This window comes from Streptomyces sp. NPDC030165, assembly GCF_055573595.1.
In genome coordinates this window covers 80174-97422 of record NZ_JBVIBD010000018.1, presented here as the reverse complement: position 1 = coordinate 97422, position 17249 = coordinate 80174, and the positions used below count along the sequence as shown (strand labels likewise).

Here is a 17249-nt window from a genome sequence, read left to right as displayed (position 1 = left end):
AACGGCTTCTCCCTTCGTCTGATCCTCCTGCGGAGAACTTTGCTGTTGTACGGGATGCTCGCGGGGCGTCGGTGCCCTGCGTTCCCAGTGGGTACAACGACATGCTCCCTGCAATCATTCCCTACGCTAAAGAAAATTTTTGGTCGTCTAAGTACTGGTGGGTAGCGAGAGCGGTTGTGCGCGCTGAGTGACCGGCCGGACAATGGGCCCGTATGAACGACGACGCCCGGCCCACCGGCCCCTCACCCGACCTCGCCGCGGTGCTCGCGGGCATCGAGCGCACCAATGAGCTGCTCACCCGGGTGCTCGCCGAGGTCGCCACCACCCCGTCCACCCACGCGGCCTTCGTCGACGCGGGCTACGTGTACGCGGCCGCCGGCCGGCTGGTCGCCGGGACCGAGGACCGCAGGGCCTTCGAGCTGGACGCCGAGGGCCTCATCGAGGCGTTCATCGACAAGGCCCGCACGATCTTCCCGGACAGCCGGCTGCTCCGCGTGTACTGGTACGACGGCGCCCGGCGCCGCATCCACACCGCGGAGCAGCAGCGCGTCGCCGAGCTGCCGGACGTCAAGGTCAGGCTCGGCAACCTGAACGCCAACAACCAGCAGAAAGGCGTCGACTCGCTGATCCGCTCCGACCTGGAATCGCTGGCCCGGCACCGCGCGATCAGCGACGCGGTCCTCATCGGCGGCGACGAGGACCTGGTCTCCGCGGTGGAGGCCGCGCAGGGCTACGGCGCCCGGGTCCACCTGTGGGGCATCGAGGCGGTCGGCGGGCGCAACCAGGCCGAACCGCTGCTCTGGGAGGTCGACAGCCAGCGCACCTTCGACCTGGAGTTCTGCAAGCCGTACGTGACGCGGCGAGCTGTCGCCCATGACTACGGGGACGTGGCGGCCGACGGCGCCGGCAACGGCGGCACGCCGCCCGCGCGCGACGAGGTGCGCTTCATCGGTGCCCGGGTCGCCGCGCGGTGGCTGGGTGAACGGGGCGTCCCCTGGGTCACCGAGCTGCTGCCCGGTCACCCGTACCTGCCGGGCGCTGTCGACCAGGAGCTGCTGACGGCCGCCGAGACGCTGCTGCACCACTCGCTGCGCGGGCACGCGGACCTGCGGCGGGCGCTGCGGGACGGCTTTTGGGAGCACGTACAGGCGCAGTGCTAGCAGTGCTAGGGGCGCCCGGCCCTGACTCGGCGGACACCGCCTGGCGGCGGGCGTGCGGGGGCCGGTGCGCGGGGGCATGGGCGGGCGGAAGGCCCTATGTACGGGCGCGTCGATGGCTTCCCGGGCGTACGGGGGCGGTGCGCGCCGGGGCGCGCGCCCAGCTCAGTGGGCGCTGTGCCAGAACTTCGCGAGTGCCGCCGCCGTCTCGGCCGGCCGCTCCACGTTGGGGGAGTGCTCCGCGCCCTCGACGACCGTCCGCCGCGCTCCCAGCCGCCCGGCCATCGCGTCCATCTCCGGTACCGGCCAGGCGTAGTCCACGACGCCCGACACGACGTGCTTGGGCAACGGTACGGCGGCCAGCTCCGCCACCCGGTCCGGCTCCGACACCATCTGCCGCCCGGTGGCGACCAGCTGCTGCGGGACGGTGTTCATCCAGCGCTGGTGGAGGAACGCACCGATCTCCGGCGGGGTGGCGGCGTCCTCGGCCTCCGGCGGGTCCAGCTCGCGCATGGCCAGCCACACCGCCTGCATGTCCAGCGTCCCGAGGGCGTCGATGAGCGTCCGTACGCGGGCCTGCTGGGGCGCGGCGATGGCGGCCGGACCCGAGCTCACGACGGTCAGGGAACGGAAGGCCGCGGGGTCGCGCAGGACGGCGGCGCGGGTGAGCAGACCGCCGAGGGAGTGTCCGAGGAGATGCACCGGGCCGGCGCCCAGGGCGCGCGCCTGGGCGAGGATGTCCTGAGCCAACTCGCCCTGTGCGTAAGCAGATTCGTCGTGCGGGCCGGGCGTCTCGTGCTGGCCCCGGCCGTCCACGGCCACCACCCGCAAGCCTGCGGCGGCCAGCGGTTCCAGGAGGGCGATGAAGTCTTCCTTGCTGCCGGTGAACCCTGGCACGAGCAGTGCGGTCCCGGCCGGCGTCCCGTCGGGCCGGGCGTCGTGGACGGCGAACTCGCCGCGCGCGGTGACGAGTCGGCGCGCGCGGGCGCACGAGGGCAAGGTGAGGGTCGGCGGCCTGCTCATGGCACGAGGCTATCCGGGGCGCGCGGCGCCGGTGCGCGCGGGCGCACACGCCGACGGCCCGGCCCCGCGTGCGCGGGAACCGGGCCGTCGTGCGCTCGGGATCAGCCCTCGGCCGGGGCCTCCGCCGCGACCTTCTTGGCAGCCGTCTTACGGGTGCGGCGCGGCTTGGCCGGGGCCTCGTCCGCAGGGGCACCCGCGTCGGCGGCCGGGGTCGCCTCAGCCTTCGCGGCAGCCGTCTTGCGGGTGCGGCGCGGCTTGGCCGGGGCCTCGTCCGCGGTGGCCTCCGCGCCTTCCGCGACGTCCACGGCGGCCTCCGCCTTCTTGGCGGCGGCGGTCTTGCGCGTACGGCGCGGCTTGGCCGGGGCCTCGTCCGCGACGGCCTCAGCAGCGTCCGCGGTGTCCACGGCGGCCTTGGCGGCGGCGGTCTTGCGGGTGCGGCGCGGCTTGGCGGGTGCCTCGTCCGCCACCGTCTCCGCGCCCTCCGCCGTGTCGACCGCGGTCTCGGCCTTCTTGGCGGCGGCCGTCTTGCGGGTGCGGCGGGGCTTGGCGGGCGCCTCGTCCGCGACGACCTCGGCACCGTCCGCCGTCTCCGCCGTCTCCGCCGTCTGCACGGCGGTCTCGGCCTTCTTGGCGGCGCCGGTCTTGCGGGTGCGGCGCGGCTTGGCGGGTGCCTCGTCCGCCACCGTCTCCGTGGCCTCGGCCGTCTCGACCGCGGTCTCGGCCTTCTTGGCGGCGGCCGTCTTGCGCGTGCGGCGGGGCTTGGCGGGTGCCTCCTCCGCGCTCTCCACCGTCTCCACGACGGCCTCCGCCGCGGGCTGGGCGCTGCGCGTACGGCGGCGGGACTTGGCGGGCGCCTCGGCCTCGTCAGCCTCGGTGGTGTCGGCGACGACCGGCGCCTCGGCGGTGGCCTGCGCCGGGACCTTGACGGTCTCGGTGGGGCCCTCGGCCGTGTCCACGGCGGTGGCCGCCTTGGCGGCGCCGCTCGCACCACCCCGCGTACGGCGGCGGCGCGGCTTGGACGGCGCCGCGGTGGCATCGGCGGCCTGCGCGGCCTCGGACGCGATGCTCTCGGCGGCCGGCGCCGCCTCGTCGCGGGACCCGTCGCGGGCCGGCGTCACGGCGGCCTGCGCGTTGCCGGAGCCGCGCGTACGGCGACGGCGGCGCGGCTGGCGCGGCCCGTCCGTGGCGGCGCTGCCGCCCTCGGGCGTACCGGTCGTACCGGATGCTTCGGGGGCGCCCGAGTCGTCCACCGGCGCGCCGCTCCGCGTGCGCCGGCGCTGGCGCGGCGTACGGCTGCGGCGCGGGCGCTCCTCCTCGACGGCGGGCGCGCCCCGGCGCGGAGCGCGGCCGCGGCCGCCCGTCTCGCCCAGGTCCTCGACCTCTTCAGCGGCCAGCCCGGCGCGCTTGCGCTCCGCGCGCGGCAGGACGCCGGTCGTGCCCGCGGGGATCTCCAGCAGCTCGTAGAGGTGCGCGGAGGTGGAGTACGTCTCCTCCGGCTCGTCGAACGGCAGGTCCAGCGCCTTGTTGATCAGCTTCCAGCGAGGGATGTCGTCCCAGTCGACCAGCGTGATCGCGATGCCCTTGGCGCCCGCGCGGCCGGTCCGGCCGATGCGGTGCAGGTAGGTCTTCTCGTCCTCGGGGGACTGGTAGTTGATGACGTGCGTCACACCCTCGACGTCGATGCCGCGGGCGGCGACGTCGGTGCAGACCAGCACGTCGACCTTGCCGTTGCGGAACGCGCGCAGCGCCTGCTCGCGCGCGCCCTGGCCGAGGTCGCCGTGGACCGCGCCGGAGGCGAAGCCGCGGCGCGCGAGCTGGTCGGCGATGTCGGCCGCGGTCCGCTTCGTACGGCAGAAGACCATCGCCAGGCCGCGGCCGTTCGCCTGGAGGATGCGGGCGACCATCTCCGGCTTGTCCATCGAGTGGGCGCGGAAGATGTGCTGCGTGGTGTTGGCGACGGTCTGGCCCTCGTCGTCCGGCGCGGCGGCACGGATGTGCGTGGGCTGCGACATGTAGCGGCGGGCCAGGCCGATGACCGCGCCCGGCATGGTCGCGGAGAACAGCATGGTCTGGCGGCGGACCGGCAGCATGTTGATGATGCGCTCGACGTCGGGCAGGAAGCCGAGGTCCAGCATCTCGTCGGCCTCGTCCAGGACGAGCGCCTTGACGTGCGAGAGGTTCAGCTTCTTCTGGCCCGCCAGGTCCAGCAGCCGGCCCGGGGTGCCGACGACCACGTCGACGCCCTTCTTCAGGGCCTCGACCTGCGGCTCGTACGCACGGCCGCCGTAAATCGACAGGACGCGAACGTTACGGACCTTGCCGGCGGTCAGGAGGTCGTTGGTGACCTGCTGGCACAGCTCGCGGGTGGGGACCACCACGAGGGCCTGCGGGGCCTCCGTCAGCTGCTCGGGCTTGGCCCGGCCCGCCTCGACGTCCGCGGGGACGGTGACGCGCTCCAGCAGGGGGAGGCCGAATCCCAGGGTCTTGCCGGTGCCGGTCTTGGCCTGGCCGATGACGTCGGAGCCCGCCAGGGCCACGGGGAGCGTCATCTCCTGGATGGGGAAGGGGGACATGATGCCGACGGCCTCAAGGGCTTCGGCGGTCTCGGGAAGAATCCCGAGCTCTCGGAACGTAGACAGAATCTTGCCTCTTCTGTGAGACGCGGTACGAGGCGGCCAAGGGGGTCGTACCGCGCCCTCGCACGGTTTCGTACGGGCCGGCCTCGATCGGCCGGACGGGCGCGGGACCACTGCCTTCGCTCAAGCACTCGAACCGCGAGCGGTGTCCCTCCCGCCGTGCGTACGTCTCGTACGCGCCGCGAAGGAGGGCGGTCGGTTGTGGAGCCGATCGGGCCACCGACCGGGCATCCGCATGCGTGGAACAACCCACCGATACTCGGCGGGCGCATTACCACCATACCCCGGATAGGCACACGTGTGTCCGGGCAATCGTTCGGTCGGGTGGGACGGGAGTGGCTGACCAGCCACTTCCCCCGGTTGCGCAGCGGGCTATTGTGCGCTTCATGGAGACGCCTGACAACGCAGCGCACACCGCCGACGATGATCGTGAACACACCGGGATCGCCGCCCAGGACTGGGCCGCGGCCTCCGCGGAACCGCAGTACCGGGCCGCGGTGATCGACCTGCTGGGCGCCCTCGCGTACGGGGAGCTGTCCGCCTTCGAGCGCCTCGCGGAGGACGCGAAGCTGGCGCCGACGATGGACGACAAGGCGGAGCTGGCCAAGATGGCGTCGGCCGAATTCCATCACTTCGAGCGGCTGCGGGACCGGCTCGCGCAGATCGAGGCGGAGCCGAACGAGGCAATGGAGCCGTTCGCGGCGGCGCTGGACGAGTTCCACCGCCAGACCGCGCCGTCGGACTGGCTGGAGGGCCTGGTCAAGGCGTACGTCGGCGACTCGATCGCCAGTGACTTCTACCGTGAGGTGGCCGCCCGGCTCGACTCCGACACCCGGGGCCTGGTCCTCGGTGTGCTCGACGACACGGGGCACGCGACGTTCGCCGTCGAGAAGGTACGGGCCGCGATCGAGGCCGACCCCCGGGTCGGCGGGCGGCTCGCGCTGTGGGCGCGGCGGCTGATGGGCGAGGCGCTGTCCCAGGCGCAGCGGGTCGTGGCCGACCGGGACTCGCTGTCGACGATGCTGGTGGGCGGCGTGGCCGACGGGTTCGACCTCGCGGAGGTCGGGCGGATGTTCTCGCGGATCACCGAGGCGCACACCAAGCGGATGGCCGCGCTGGGCCTGGCCGCATAGCCGGCGGACGGGCCGGCGGCCCTGTGGTGACCAGCCTTTCGGGGGAGCCCGGCGCCCCACGTTGACCGGCCCGGCGCCGACCGGGCCGGTGGCGGCGGCCGGACCCCGGGTCAGGCCCCGGTGATTCCGGAGCGCAGGGGCGTCAGCCTCCGGGCGGGCCGGATCAGCAGGGAGAGCATGGCCGCGCCCAGGCCGGCGGCGGCCAGCAGGGTCTGGAAGAAGTGGCCGGGACCCAGGATGGAGTGGGCGAGGAAGGCACCGAGCAGGGCCGCCGCGGGGCCCGTCGCCAGCGTCAGGGGGCGTGAGGAGAACCGGCCCGGCAGCCGGCGCGTGGCGGCCAGTGCGATGGCGAGTCCGACGATCACGGAGCCGAGAGCTTCCCAGACCATGGTTTATCCCTCCCGCGGTTACGACCGGTTGGACGACACAAATCGGTCGTAGGCGGTCGTACCCAGGGAGAATGCGCGGCAACCCTCGCCGGGGCACCGAGTCGGCGAGGGGCGCGACGCACGAGCGGCGGCCCGGAGACGATCTCTCCGGGCCGCCGCTCGTGACGCGTGCGCACGGGCCCGTCCAGGGGCCCGCGGCCGGCTACAGCGTGCCGAAACCGACCTTGCGAGCGGTCTGCTCGCCGATCTCCACATAGGCCAGCCGGTCCGCCGGGACCAGGACCTTGCGGCCGTGATCGTCCACGAGGCTCAGCAGCTGCGACTTGCCGCCCAGTGCGTCCGCCACCGCTCGCTCGACGTCCTCGGCGGTCTGCCCGCTCTCCAGAACGATCTCGCGGGGCGCGTGCTGCACGCCGATCTTGACCTCCACGGCTTTGTCCCTCCGACGGTCTCGGTGCCCCCTGGCACGGCCACGGGGCAGGTGCGCGGCAATCCGCGCCGTACGCAGCACACATTAGCCCGGTGAACGGACGGACAGGACGCCGCGGAGCACGCCCGCAGCGAACAAGGGAGCGACGTGGGTGCGCGCGAGTGCGGGACGTGGCCCGGCGGCCCGGACCCGCCGTACGGACCCGCGGCCCTGACCCGCCGCACGGAGCCGCCGCCCGGCTCACCGCCCGGCTCACCGCCCGGCTCACCGCCCGGCGGTACGGATCACTGGCCCTCGGCGCCGTGCAACGGGAAGCCCGCGATGCCCTTCCAGGCCAGCGAGGTCAGCAGCTGTACGGCCGTCTCGCGCGGCACGGTGCTCTCCGAGGAGAGCCAGTAGCGCGCCACGACCTGGGAGACGCCGCCCAGCCCGACGGCCAGCAGCATCGATTCGTCCTTGGACAGGCCGGTGTCCTCGGCGATGACCTCACTGATCGCCTCGGCGCACTCCAGGGAGACCTTGTCCACCCGCTCCCGCACGGCGGGCTCGTTGGTCAGGTCGGACTCGAAGACCAGCCGGAAGGCGCCGCCCGGGTCCTCGACGTACGCGAAGTAGGCGTCCATCGTCGCGGCGACGCGCTGCTTGTTGTCGGTGGTCGAGGCGAGCGCGGTGCGCACCGACTGCAGCAGTGCCTCGCAGTGCTGGTCCAGCAGGGCGAGATAGAGGTCGAGCTTGCCCGGGAAGTGCTGGTAGAGCACGGGCTTGCTGACGCCGGCGCGCTCGGCGATGTCGTCCATCGCGGCCGCGTGGTAGCCCTGCGCCACGAAGACCTCCTGGGCCGCGCCCAGGAGCTGGTTGCGCCGGGCTCGGCGTGGCAGGCGCGTGCCCCGCGGGCGTGCCGCCTCGGTCTGCTCGATGGCGCTCACGCTGCCTCCCAGGTGTCGTTCCGTCCGCGGCGTACGCACAGCGGTGCGCCGCGTCCGCCATCGTACTTTTGGGTAACCCGGCTGCGCGTGGTCACGGGCGAGAAATTCTGCCGCCGAACGCTGTGGGAAGCCGACATATGGCCCCAGGTCATCGGTAATCGTCTTCGTCGAGATCCACGACGCGGGCCTGTTCGGCGACGTCCGCCTCGTTGGCGGCGGACGGATCGATGCCGGTCAGCGGCTGGTCGAGGTGCGGCGCGACGTCCGCGTGCTGCTCCGCGGCGTCCGCCTCGGGCGCCTCGACGTCGAATTCCGAGGGGTCCGTCTCTTCCTCGAAGGTGTCCGGGTCGGTCGGGTCGACGGGCATGGTGGCTCCCTTTCTCTCACGTCCTTCGGAGGCCAGGGCGAGCGTCCGCACGCGAGCGCTCATCACACGGGTGCCCTTCCTGCCCGAGCCTAAGAGAGCGGGTTCCGAAATGCGATGCGGTGTGTGAGCGCGAACACACGATCGGCGGCGTGATCGTCTCGTAACATCGACCCCATGTCTTCGACGGAGTCGACCGGAACGCCGGACACCCGCGCCGTTCTCCCGGTGCCCCCGGCGGGCCGTTCCTCGCGCGTCGGCCCGGGCGAGACGGTGCGTTCCGTGAACCTCCCGGGCCTGACGATGAGCGTACGAGGGGTGCCGGGCACCCGGGCCGGGCTGCCGTCCGCGCTGTACGTCCACGGCCTCGGCGGCTCCTCCCAGAACTGGTCCGCGCTGATGCCGCTGCTCGCCGACCGGGTCGACGGCGAGGCGCTGGACCTCCCCGGATTCGGTGATTCCCCGCCGCCCGACGACGGTGACTACTCGGTCTCCGCGCAGGCGCGGGCGGTCATCCGCCATCTGGACGCGAGCGGCCGCGGCCCCGTGCACCTGTTCGGGAACTCGATGGGCGGCGCGGCGGTGACGCGGGTGGCGGCGGTCCGTCCGGACCTGGTGCGGACCCTGACGCTGATCTCGCCCGCGCTGCCCGAACTGCGGCCGCAGCTGTCCGCGGTGCCGACCGGGCTGCTGGCCGTGCCGGGCGTGACCCGGCTGTTCAGCAGGCTGACGCGGGATTGGACGCCGGAGCGGCGCACCCGCGAGGTGCTGGCCCTGTGCTACGGCGATCCCGCCCTGGTGACCCCGGACGGCTTCACCGCCGCGGCGGAGGAGTACGCGCGGCGCCTCGAACTCCCGTACTTCTGGGAGGTCATGACCCGCTCGGCCCGCGGCATCGTCAACGCGTACACGCTCGGCGGGCAGCACAATCTGTGGCGGCAGGCACAGCGGGTGCTCGCGCCCACCCTTCTCGTCTACGGTGGGCGCGACCGTCTGGTGTCCTTCCGTATGGCACGCCGGGCGGCCGCCGCGTTCCGCGGCTCCCGGCTGCTGACGCTTCCGGAGGCGGGGCACGTGGCGATGATGGAGTACCCGGAAACGGTGGCGCGGGCCTTCCGCGAGCTGTTGGACGACGACGCGGCCGCGCGGGACGCGGCCGGTGCGGGCGGGAGCGCCGGCGTGGGGGAACCCGCCGCCGGTGGCGCGTCCTGGACGTGAGTAGGAGCTGACAGGCCGAGTGGGACGTCACAGCCGCCGGAGTCCGGCCGCAACCGCCGGTGACACCTCCGGAATAGGTGAGGTGGGCGGGGCGGACGGGCGCGGCGCGGCAGGTGGCGCCGCCGGACCGGCCCCCGGGCCGGGCACGGGCCGCAGACGCCGCCGTGCGGAGCCGGGGGCGGGGCCGGGGCCGCAGGGCGGTCCGGCCGGTCGCGAGCAGTCGGAGCACGAGCAGTCGGGGCACGAGCAGTCGGGGTATGAGCAGCAGCGCACGCCCGGGTACGAGCCCGCGCAGAGCGCACTTCGTTACGGATCCGCGCGCCGTACACCCGAGCGCGGGCCCGCGCAGGGCGCGCCGTGGCAGACGCCCGGGCAACGCGCGCCGCACGACGCGCCCGCGCACGACGCACCCGGAAGCACGCCCGCGCAGGGCACGCCCCGCCTACCGCGCCCGCGCGACGGCCGCCCGCAGGCGGCACCGTCCACCCCGGCCCACGCATACGCTCCGTTCGGGGACGGCGGCGACGGCGCGAGCAGGCCCGCCCCCGCCCCCGCTCCCGGCGCCGTCGGTCCCGCGATGGGGCCGACCTCCGCCGGTACGGGCTCGGCCGGACCACCGTTCGCCCCGCAGGGCCGGGCACCGGCACCCCGCCAGGAGTACATCGACGCCTTCGGGTCCGGAAGGGATCGCACCGGCGGCCCCGAGGACGCGGACGACGTGTTCGCGGCCGGGGCCCCGGAGCACGGAGGGGGCGGACAGCCGGGACGGTCCGCACAGCCCGGACAGCCCGGACAGCCCGGACAGTCAGGGCTGAACGGGCCGGGGCGCGACACCGGCCGGTCGGTGGTCTTCCCGAGGGAGGGTGACGACGCGGCCGACGCACCGGACGACGCCCGGGACAACAGTGAACTGGGCGCTCAGGGGCCGCAGTTCAGCTCCCGCAAGAAGAGCGCCAAGGGCCGCGCCTTCACCGGTGTGGCCGCGGCGGCCGTGACGACCGTACTCGCGGTCGTGGTGGCCGGGCAGGTCGCCGAGCAGCAGCAGGACGACGGCAAGGCGCAGGCGCTGGAAGGCCAGGACCGGGCGGACGGCCCCGACGCCGCCTCGCGCTCGAACGCGCGCCCGACGCAGCAGGCGGCTCCCGTCACGTACGACGAGAAGATGGCGAAGGTCTACCCGCTGGACGAGAAGCTGGCGGCCTCGGGACGGTTCAAGCCGGCCGGTGGGGACGCCAAGGCGCCGGGCCGCGGCGAGGTGCGGCGCTACCGTGTCGACGTCGAGGAGGGTCTGGGCCTCGACGGCGAGCTGTTCGCCGACGCGGTGCACAAGACCCTGAACGACGAGCGGAGCTGGGCGCACGGCGGCCGGCGGGCCTTCGAGCGGGTGGGCTCCGGCGACGCCGACTTCGTCATCACGCTGGCGAGCCCCGGAACCACCGCGAAGTGGTGCGCCAAGTCCGGGCTCGACACGACCGAGGACAACGTGTCGTGCGACTCGGCGGCGACCGAGCGCGTCATGATCAACGCGTACCGGTGGGCGCAGGGCGCCACGACCTACGGGTCGGGCCAGATGCACGCGTACCGGCAGATGCTCATCAACCACGAGGTGGGCCACCGGCTCGGGCGCAACCACGAGAGCTGCACGAAGCAGGGAGCTCTGGCGCCGGTGATGATGCAGCAGACCAAGTTCCTGACGACGGACGGCGCGACCTGCCGGCCCAACGCCTGGCCGTTCCCCGAAGGACACTGAGTCCTCCCGGCCTTCCGGTGCGGTGCACCGGGAGGGGTGCGTCAGAAGGTGCGCGCCGGCAGGTGTAGCCAGCAGAGGTACCCCGGCAGGCGCGGCCGGTAAAGGCGCCCCGGCAGGTGGCCGACAGAGGTGCGCCAACAGGTGAGCGCCCACAGGTGCTCACCAGCATGTGGGACGTGCCGTCTCTCATTACGGGATCCCTTTGCCATCGCACACACATTCGGCCAGTCTTCTCCCCATGCCGCGCCCTGCCATCGCCTTCGGAGACGCCGCTTTCGAGCTGGCGCTGATCGGCGTGTCCGTGCAGTCCGTGGCCGACATCCACTGTCGCTGAGGCCCGTCCCCGGCCGCGCGGAAGCGCGCCGCGACGGCCCGCGTACCCCGGGGCCGTGAGACGCGGCGACCTGTGACCCGGGCCGGGGCGTCCCCCGCGTCACCACGTATCTCACCCGAACGTGTCCGCAGGGGCGGTCCCGCGCCTCACCGCGCTCCTGTTGCCGCCTTCCGCGGGTACGCCCTGCCGCGAAAGGCACCCACCGTCATGGCCGAGCCGTCCCGTCCCCGCCACCTCCCGCCCGCCGCCCGCCGTACGGCCGCCGTCGCGGTGGCCGTCGCCCTGGCCGCCGGGGCCACCGCCTGCGGCCCCAAGGACAGCGCGGCGGGTGACGGCGCGGGCGCCGCGCCCGCCAAGGGCGGCACGCTCACCGTCCTGAACTCCGAGCCGCAGACCAACTTCGACCCGGCCCGCCTGTACACCTCCGGCGGCGGCAAGGTACCGACGCTGGTCTTCCGTACGCTGACCACCCGCAACCGGGAGAACGGCGCGGCCGGCGCCAAGGCCGTACCGGACCTCGCCACCGACACCGGACGCCCCAGCGAGAACGCCACAGTGTGGACGTACACGCTCAAGGACGGCCTGAAGTTCGAGGACGGCTCGCCGATCACCAGCGCCGACGTGAAGTACGGCATCGAGCGTTCCTTCGCCGCCGAACTCTCCGGCGGCGCGCCGTATTTGCGGGACTGGCTGGTGGGTGGCGAAAGCTACCAGGGGCCGTACAAGGACAAGAGCAAGGACGGGCTGAAGTCCATCGAGACGCCCGACGAGAAGACCATCGTCTTCCACCTGAAGAAGCCCGAAGGCGAATTCCCGCTGCTCGCCACGCAGACGCAGTTCGCGCCGGTGCCGAGGGCCAAGGACACCGGCACGAAGTACGAGGAACACCCGGTCGCCTCGGGCCCGTACAGGGTCGTCAAGAACACCGGGGACGGTGAACACCTCGTCCTGGAACGCAATCCGCACTGGTCCGGGAAGACCGACTCCGAACGGCACGCCTATCCCGACACCATCGACGTGAGATCCGGCCTGGATTCCGCGGTGATCAACCAGCGGCTGGCCACCGGCGCCGGCCCGGACGCCGCCGCGGTGACCACCGACACCAACCTCGGACCGGCCGAACTCGCGCAGATCGGCGGCGATGCGAACCTCGGCAAGCGGGTCGGCACCGGCCACTTCGGCTACACCAATTACCTCGCCTTCAACCCGAAGGTGAAGCCCTTCGACAATCCGAAGGTGCGCCAGGCCGTCGCGTACGCCGTCAACCGGCAGAGCGTCGTGAACGCCGCGGGCGGCTCCGCCCTCGCCGAACCCGCCACCACGTTCCTGCCGAACGGTGAATCCTTCGGCCACACGCCGTACGACCCGTTCCCGGCGGGCCGCACCGGAAATCCGGCCAAGGCGAGGGAACTGCTCAAGGAAGCCGGTCACGAGAACGGGCTGAGCATCACGCTCACCCATTCCACCGCCAAGAATTTCGAGACCGGCCCGGATATCGCCACCGCCGTCCAGGAAGCCCTGAAGAAGGCCGGGATAACCGTCCGGCTCCAGGGCCTGGAGGACAACGACTACAAGGAGAAGGTGCACAGCGTCGACGACGAGCCGGGCCTGTTCATCGGCGGCTGGGGAGCGGACTGGCCGTCCGGCGGCCCTTTCCTCGCGCCCGTCTTCGACGGCCGGCAGATCGTCCGCGACGCCTCCAACTTCAACCACGCGCAACTCGACGACCCGGCCGTCAACCACGAGATCGACGAGATCAACAAGTTGACCGACCTGAAGGCCGCGGCGGGCCGGTGGGGCGCGCTGGACAAGAAGATCGGCGCGCAGGCCCTGTCCGTGCCGCTCTTCCACCCGGTCTACAAGCGCCTGTACGGCAAGGACATCAAGAACGTCGTGATCAGTGACTGGGACGGCGTGCTGGACATCTCCCAGGTCGCGGTCAAGTGATGACGAACGGAGTGACTCCCCCTCGGAAGGGCACGGTGTGGCAGCGGCTGCGGCGGCGTCCCGCCGCCGTGGTCTCCGCCGCCGTCCTGCTCGTACTCGCCCTGCTCGCCCTCGGCGCCCCGCTGCTGGCGGCGCTGGAGGGCCAGGACCCCACCACGTACCACGACGACCTGATCGACTCGGCGCGCGGCGGCGTCCCGCTCGGCCCGTACGGCGGGATCAGCGGCGACCACTGGCTGGGCGTCGAGCCCGGCACCGGCCGGGACCTGTTCGCCCGGCTGCTGTACGGCGCTCAGGTCTCCCTGCTCATCGCGCTCGGCGCCACGGCCGTACAGGTCCTCGTCGGCCTGGCGGTCGGCCTCGCGGCCGGACTGGGCAACCGGCTCGCCGACCAGGTGCTCTCGCGGTTCACCGAGGTGCTGACCGCGCTGCCCACGCTCGTCATCGTGATCTCGCTGACCGCGATCGTGCCCGCCGACTTCCCGCGCCCGCTGCTGCTGGTGCTGGTCCTCGGGCTGCTGGGCTGGTTCGGTACCTCCCGGATCGTACGGGCCCGCACGCTGGCCCTGAAGAAGCTGGATCACGTGGCTGCGGCCCGGCTCGGCGGTGCGGGGCCGCTGCGCGTGGCGCGGCGCGAACTGCTGCCGTCGCTCGCCGCGCCGGTGATCACGTACGCGGCGGTCCTGGTGCCCGGCAACATCGTCGCCGAGGCGTCGCTGTCCTTCCTCGGCATCGGCGTCAGGCCGCCCACCGCGTCCTGGGGGCAGATGCTGTCGACCGCGACGACCTGGTTCCGGGCCGACCCGGTGTACGTCCTGCTCCCGGCGGGCTTCCTGCTGGTGACCGTGCTGGCGTTCACCGTGCTGGGCGACGCGGTCCGTACGGCGCTGGACCCGCGCGAGCGGTCCCGCCTGCGGGTCGGCACCCGGGCGGGCCGTACGGGCCGGTCCGCGGACGCCTCCCGGGGCGAGCGCGGGAAGGAGGCCGTCGCATGACCGGCTACGCCCTGCGCCGGCTCGGCGGCGCGCTCCTCGTCCTCTTCCTGCTGACCGTCGCCGTCTACGCGCTCTTCTACGTCGCGCCCGGCGACCCCGCCGAACTGGCCTGCGGCCCGCGCTGCAACCCCGCGCAGATCCAGCAGGTACGCGAACGGCTGGAGCTGGACGCACCGGTTCTGACCCAGTATCTGCACTTCCTCCAGGGGCTGGTGGCCGGCCGCGACTTCTCGTCCGGCACCGCCGTACTGCACTGCGACGCGCCCTGCCTCGGCCTCTCCTACCAGAACAGCACCCCCGTCACCGAACTGCTCGGCGACCGGCTGCCGGTCACCGCGTCCCTCGCCCTCGTGTCGATGGTGCTGTGGCTGCTGCTCGGCGTCGGCACCGGTCTGCTGTCCGCGCTGCGCCGCGGCGGCACGGCGGAACGCGTGCTGACCGGCCTGACCCTCGCGGGCACGGCCACCCCGGTCTTCATCACCGGCCTCCTGCTGCTGATGGTCTTCTGCGCGTACCTGCGGTGGCTGCCGTTCCCCTCCTACGTCCCGCTGACCGAGGACCCGGAGCAGTGGGCCTGGAACCTGCTGCTGCCCTGGACGGCGCTGGCGCTGCTGGAGTCGGCCAAGTACGCCCGGCTGACCCGCTCCTCGACGCTGGAGACGCTGGCCGAGGACCACATCCGCACCTTCCGCGCCTACGGCGTGCGGGAACGTTCCGTCGTGACGCGGCACGCGCTGCGCGGCGCGCTGCCGCCCGTCATCGCGCTCACCGCGCTCGACCTGGGCACGATGTTCGGCGGCGCGATGCTCACCGAGGAACTCTTCGGACTGCCCGGCATCGGACAGCTCCTGGTGCACTCGGTGCGCGTCGTCGACCTGCCCGTGGTCGTCGGCGTCGTGCTGGGCACCGGCGCGGCCGTCGTCGTCGCCAACGTCGTGGCGGACATCCTCTACGCACTCGCCGACCGAAGGGTGGCTCTGACATGACCTCCGAGAACTCCGAGGACCTTTCCGGGAGGGCACCGGACCTGCTGGTGGAGGTCCGGGACCTGTCGGTCGCCTTTCCCGGTGAAGGGGGCGGCAGTGGGGCCGGGCCCGCGGCCCGGGCCGGTGCGGGGGCCGACGGTGCGGCGGCCGGTGGTGCCGGTGCCGGTGGCGCCGGTGTGCCGGCCGTGGACGGCCTCTCCTTCTCGCTGGCCCCGGGCCGGGCGCTGGGCATCGTCGGCGAGTCCGGATCCGGCAAGTCCACCGTCGCGGCGGCCCTGCTGGACCTGCACCGGGGGACCGGAGCGCGGGTGAGCGGCACGGTCCGGGTCGCCGGTACGGACGTACGGGCGGCCGGCGAGCGCGAGCTGCGGCGGCTGCGCGGCGGCCGGGCCGCCATGGTGTTCCAGGACCCGCTGTCCTCGCTCGACCCGTACTACGCGATCGGCGACCAGATCGCCGAGGTGTACCGGGTGCACCGGCCGGACGTCTCGCGGCGCGCCGCCCGCGCCCGCGCCGTCGAGGTGCTGGAGCGCGTGGGCATCGCGGACGCCCCCCGGCGCGCCCGCTCGCGGCCCCACGAGTTCAGCGGGGGCATGCGCCAGCGCGCGTTGCTCGCGATGGCGCTCGCCTGCGAACCGCGCCTGCTGATCGCCGACGAGCCCACCACCGCGCTGGACGTCACGGTCCAGGCCCAGATCCTCGACCTGCTGCACGAGCTGCGGGCGGAGACCGGCATGGGACTGCTCCTGGTCACCCACGACCTGGGGGTGGTCGCGGGCAGCGTGGACGAGGTGCTCGTGATGCGTGGGGGCCGGGCGGTGGAGCACCGCACGGTCGGTGAGGTCCTGCTCGCGCCGCGCGAACCGTACACGAAAGAGCTGCTGGCGGCGGTGCCGCGGGTGGACGCGAAGCCGGAGGAGCCTGCCCCGAGTGCCCCATCCACCCCGGGTACCACGCGTGCCGCGGGCGGCGGCGACGGCGTACTGCTCGAAGCAGTAGGGCTGTGCCGGGAGTTCGGTGGGCGACGGCACCGGACGACCGCGGTCGACGAGGTCTCGCTGACCGTACGGGAGGGCGAAACCGTCGGCCTCGTAGGCGAGTCGGGCAGCGGCAAGACGACCCTCGGGCGGATGCTCGTACGGCTGCTGGACCCGACCGCCGGGGTGCTGCGCTACCGGGGCCGCGACATCACCGCCCTCGGCGACCGGCAGCTGCGTCCCTTCCGGAGCGAGTTGCAGATGGTCTTCCAGGACCCGGTCTCCTCGCTCAACCCGCGGCGCAGCATCGGTGAATCGGTCGCCGACCCGCTGCGCGCGGCCGGCGACCGGGACGACGCGCGTGTGGTGCGCCGGGCGTGCGAACTGCTGGAGCGGGTCGGTCTGGACCCGGCGTGGTACCACCGCTACCCGCACGAGTTCAGCGGCGGGCAGCGGCAGCGCGTCGGTATCGCGCGGGCCCTCGCCCCCGGCCCCCGGCTGCTGGTCTGCGACGAGCCCGTCTCGGCGCTGGACGTCACCACGCAGGCGCAGATCGTGGCGCTCCTCGGCGAACTGCGGCGGGATCTGGGCCTCGCGCTGGTCTTCATCGCGCACGACCTGGCGGTGGTACGGGCGGTCAGTGACCGGGTCGCGGTGATGCGCGGCGGGCGGATCGTGGAGGAGGGCGCCACCGACGAGGTGTACGAGCGCCCCCGGCACCCGTACACGAAGGGCCTGCTGACGGCGGTGCCCGTACTCGACCCGGAGGCGTCGGCCGGGCGGCGGGCGCTGCGGGCTGCGGCATGACGTTCGCATAGCGCGCCAGAACGCCCACCGGGGTGGAAAGTTACGTCTCTTCACCCCTTCCGGTGGCGCGACGGACAACCGTCCGTCGTGTCACCGGGATCTCTGCGTAGCTTCTTCCTGCAGGTAGCGGTGGGCCTCCCGGGCCGGCCGCGGTCGTTGGACGCCGATCAGGAAGAA

15 protein-coding genes are annotated in these 17249 nt (G+C 73.3%); 9 read left to right on the top strand and 6 right to left on the bottom strand.

Annotated features, from left to right (window positions below; genetic code table 11):
• The first annotated feature begins 212 nt into the window (after positions 1–212).
• Positions 213–1160, top strand: coding sequence for an NYN domain-containing protein (locus ACZ4Z1_RS29670; RefSeq protein ID WP_468489714.1), 948 nt, complete (start codon positions 213–215; stop codon positions 1158–1160).
• A 162-nt stretch (positions 1161–1322) separates the two neighbouring features.
• Here the strand turns inward: ACZ4Z1_RS29670 and ACZ4Z1_RS29665 are convergent, their stop codons facing one another.
• Complete coding sequence (locus tag ACZ4Z1_RS29665) at positions 1323–2180, bottom strand: alpha/beta fold hydrolase (protein WP_468489713.1); 858 nt, start codon at positions 2178–2180, stop codon at positions 1323–1325.
• Between the two features lie 101 nt (positions 2181–2281).
• On the bottom strand, positions 2282–4753 hold the full coding sequence (locus ACZ4Z1_RS29660; protein WP_468489712.1) for a DEAD/DEAH box helicase: 2472 nt from the start codon (positions 4751–4753) through the stop codon (positions 2282–2284).
• A 440-nt stretch (positions 4754–5193) separates the two neighbouring features.
• On the opposite strand from ACZ4Z1_RS29660, the gene ACZ4Z1_RS29655 reads away from it, so the two are divergent.
• Entirely contained in the window at positions 5194–5949 is a 756-nt protein-coding gene (locus ACZ4Z1_RS29655; RefSeq protein WP_365835945.1) for a ferritin-like fold-containing protein, read from the top strand.
• Between the two features lie 110 nt (positions 5950–6059).
• Here ACZ4Z1_RS29655 and ACZ4Z1_RS29650 read toward each other — a convergent pair whose 3' ends face one another.
• The 4 genes from ACZ4Z1_RS29650 to ACZ4Z1_RS29635 all read right to left on the bottom strand — a co-directional run bounded on the left by ACZ4Z1_RS29650 (position 6060) and on the right by ACZ4Z1_RS29635 (position 8061).
• Positions 6060–6338, bottom strand: a complete 279-nt coding sequence (locus ACZ4Z1_RS29650) for a hypothetical protein (protein WP_468489711.1) — start codon at positions 6336–6338, stop codon at positions 6060–6062.
• Between the two features lie 202 nt (positions 6339–6540).
• Positions 6541–6768, bottom strand: a complete 228-nt coding sequence (locus ACZ4Z1_RS29645) for a DUF3107 domain-containing protein (RefSeq protein ID WP_385226481.1) — start codon at positions 6766–6768, stop codon at positions 6541–6543.
• A gap of 284 nt (positions 6769–7052) precedes the next feature.
• Positions 7053–7694 (bottom strand): TetR/AcrR family transcriptional regulator, encoded by a 642-nt coding sequence (locus ACZ4Z1_RS29640; protein ID WP_365835949.1) that lies wholly within the window; start codon positions 7692–7694, stop codon positions 7053–7055.
• Between the two features lie 148 nt (positions 7695–7842).
• Entirely contained in the window at positions 7843–8061 is a 219-nt protein-coding gene (locus ACZ4Z1_RS29635) for a hypothetical protein (RefSeq protein ID WP_468489710.1), read from the bottom strand.
• 174 nt (positions 8062–8235) lie between these two features.
• Here ACZ4Z1_RS29635 and ACZ4Z1_RS29630 point away from each other — a divergent pair, with 174 nt between their 5' ends.
• The 7 genes from ACZ4Z1_RS29630 to ACZ4Z1_RS29600 all read left to right on the top strand — a co-directional run bounded on the left by ACZ4Z1_RS29630 (position 8236) and on the right by ACZ4Z1_RS29600 (position 17072).
• Positions 8236–9276, top strand: coding sequence for an alpha/beta fold hydrolase (locus tag ACZ4Z1_RS29630; RefSeq protein WP_468489709.1), 1041 nt, complete (start codon positions 8236–8238; stop codon positions 9274–9276).
• A 577-nt stretch (positions 9277–9853) separates the two neighbouring features.
• On the top strand, positions 9854–11026 hold the full coding sequence (locus ACZ4Z1_RS29625) for a DUF3152 domain-containing protein (RefSeq protein WP_468489708.1): 1173 nt from the start codon (positions 9854–9856) through the stop codon (positions 11024–11026).
• Between the two features lie 238 nt (positions 11027–11264).
• On the top strand, positions 11265–11360 hold the full coding sequence (locus tag ACZ4Z1_RS29620; RefSeq protein WP_468489707.1) for an Ms4533A family Cys-rich leader peptide: 96 nt from the start codon (positions 11265–11267) through the stop codon (positions 11358–11360).
• A 207-nt stretch (positions 11361–11567) separates the two neighbouring features.
• A complete protein-coding gene (locus ACZ4Z1_RS29615; RefSeq protein WP_468489706.1) occupies positions 11568–13307 on the top strand; it encodes an ABC transporter substrate-binding protein in 1740 nt (579 codons plus the stop codon).
• Complete coding sequence (locus tag ACZ4Z1_RS29610) at positions 13307–14302, top strand: ABC transporter permease (protein ID WP_468489705.1); 996 nt, start codon at positions 13307–13309, stop codon at positions 14300–14302. Before ACZ4Z1_RS29615 ends, ACZ4Z1_RS29610 begins: the two co-directional genes overlap by 1 nt.
• Positions 14299–15288, top strand: coding sequence for an ABC transporter permease (locus ACZ4Z1_RS29605; RefSeq protein WP_468489704.1), 990 nt, complete (start codon positions 14299–14301; stop codon positions 15286–15288). Before ACZ4Z1_RS29610 ends, ACZ4Z1_RS29605 begins: the two co-directional genes overlap by 4 nt.
• Positions 15285–17072, top strand: a complete 1788-nt coding sequence (locus ACZ4Z1_RS29600; protein WP_468489703.1) for a dipeptide ABC transporter ATP-binding protein — start codon at positions 15285–15287, stop codon at positions 17070–17072. The genes ACZ4Z1_RS29605 and ACZ4Z1_RS29600 overlap by 4 nt, the downstream gene beginning before the upstream one ends.
• Positions 17073–17249 lie beyond the last annotated feature (177 nt).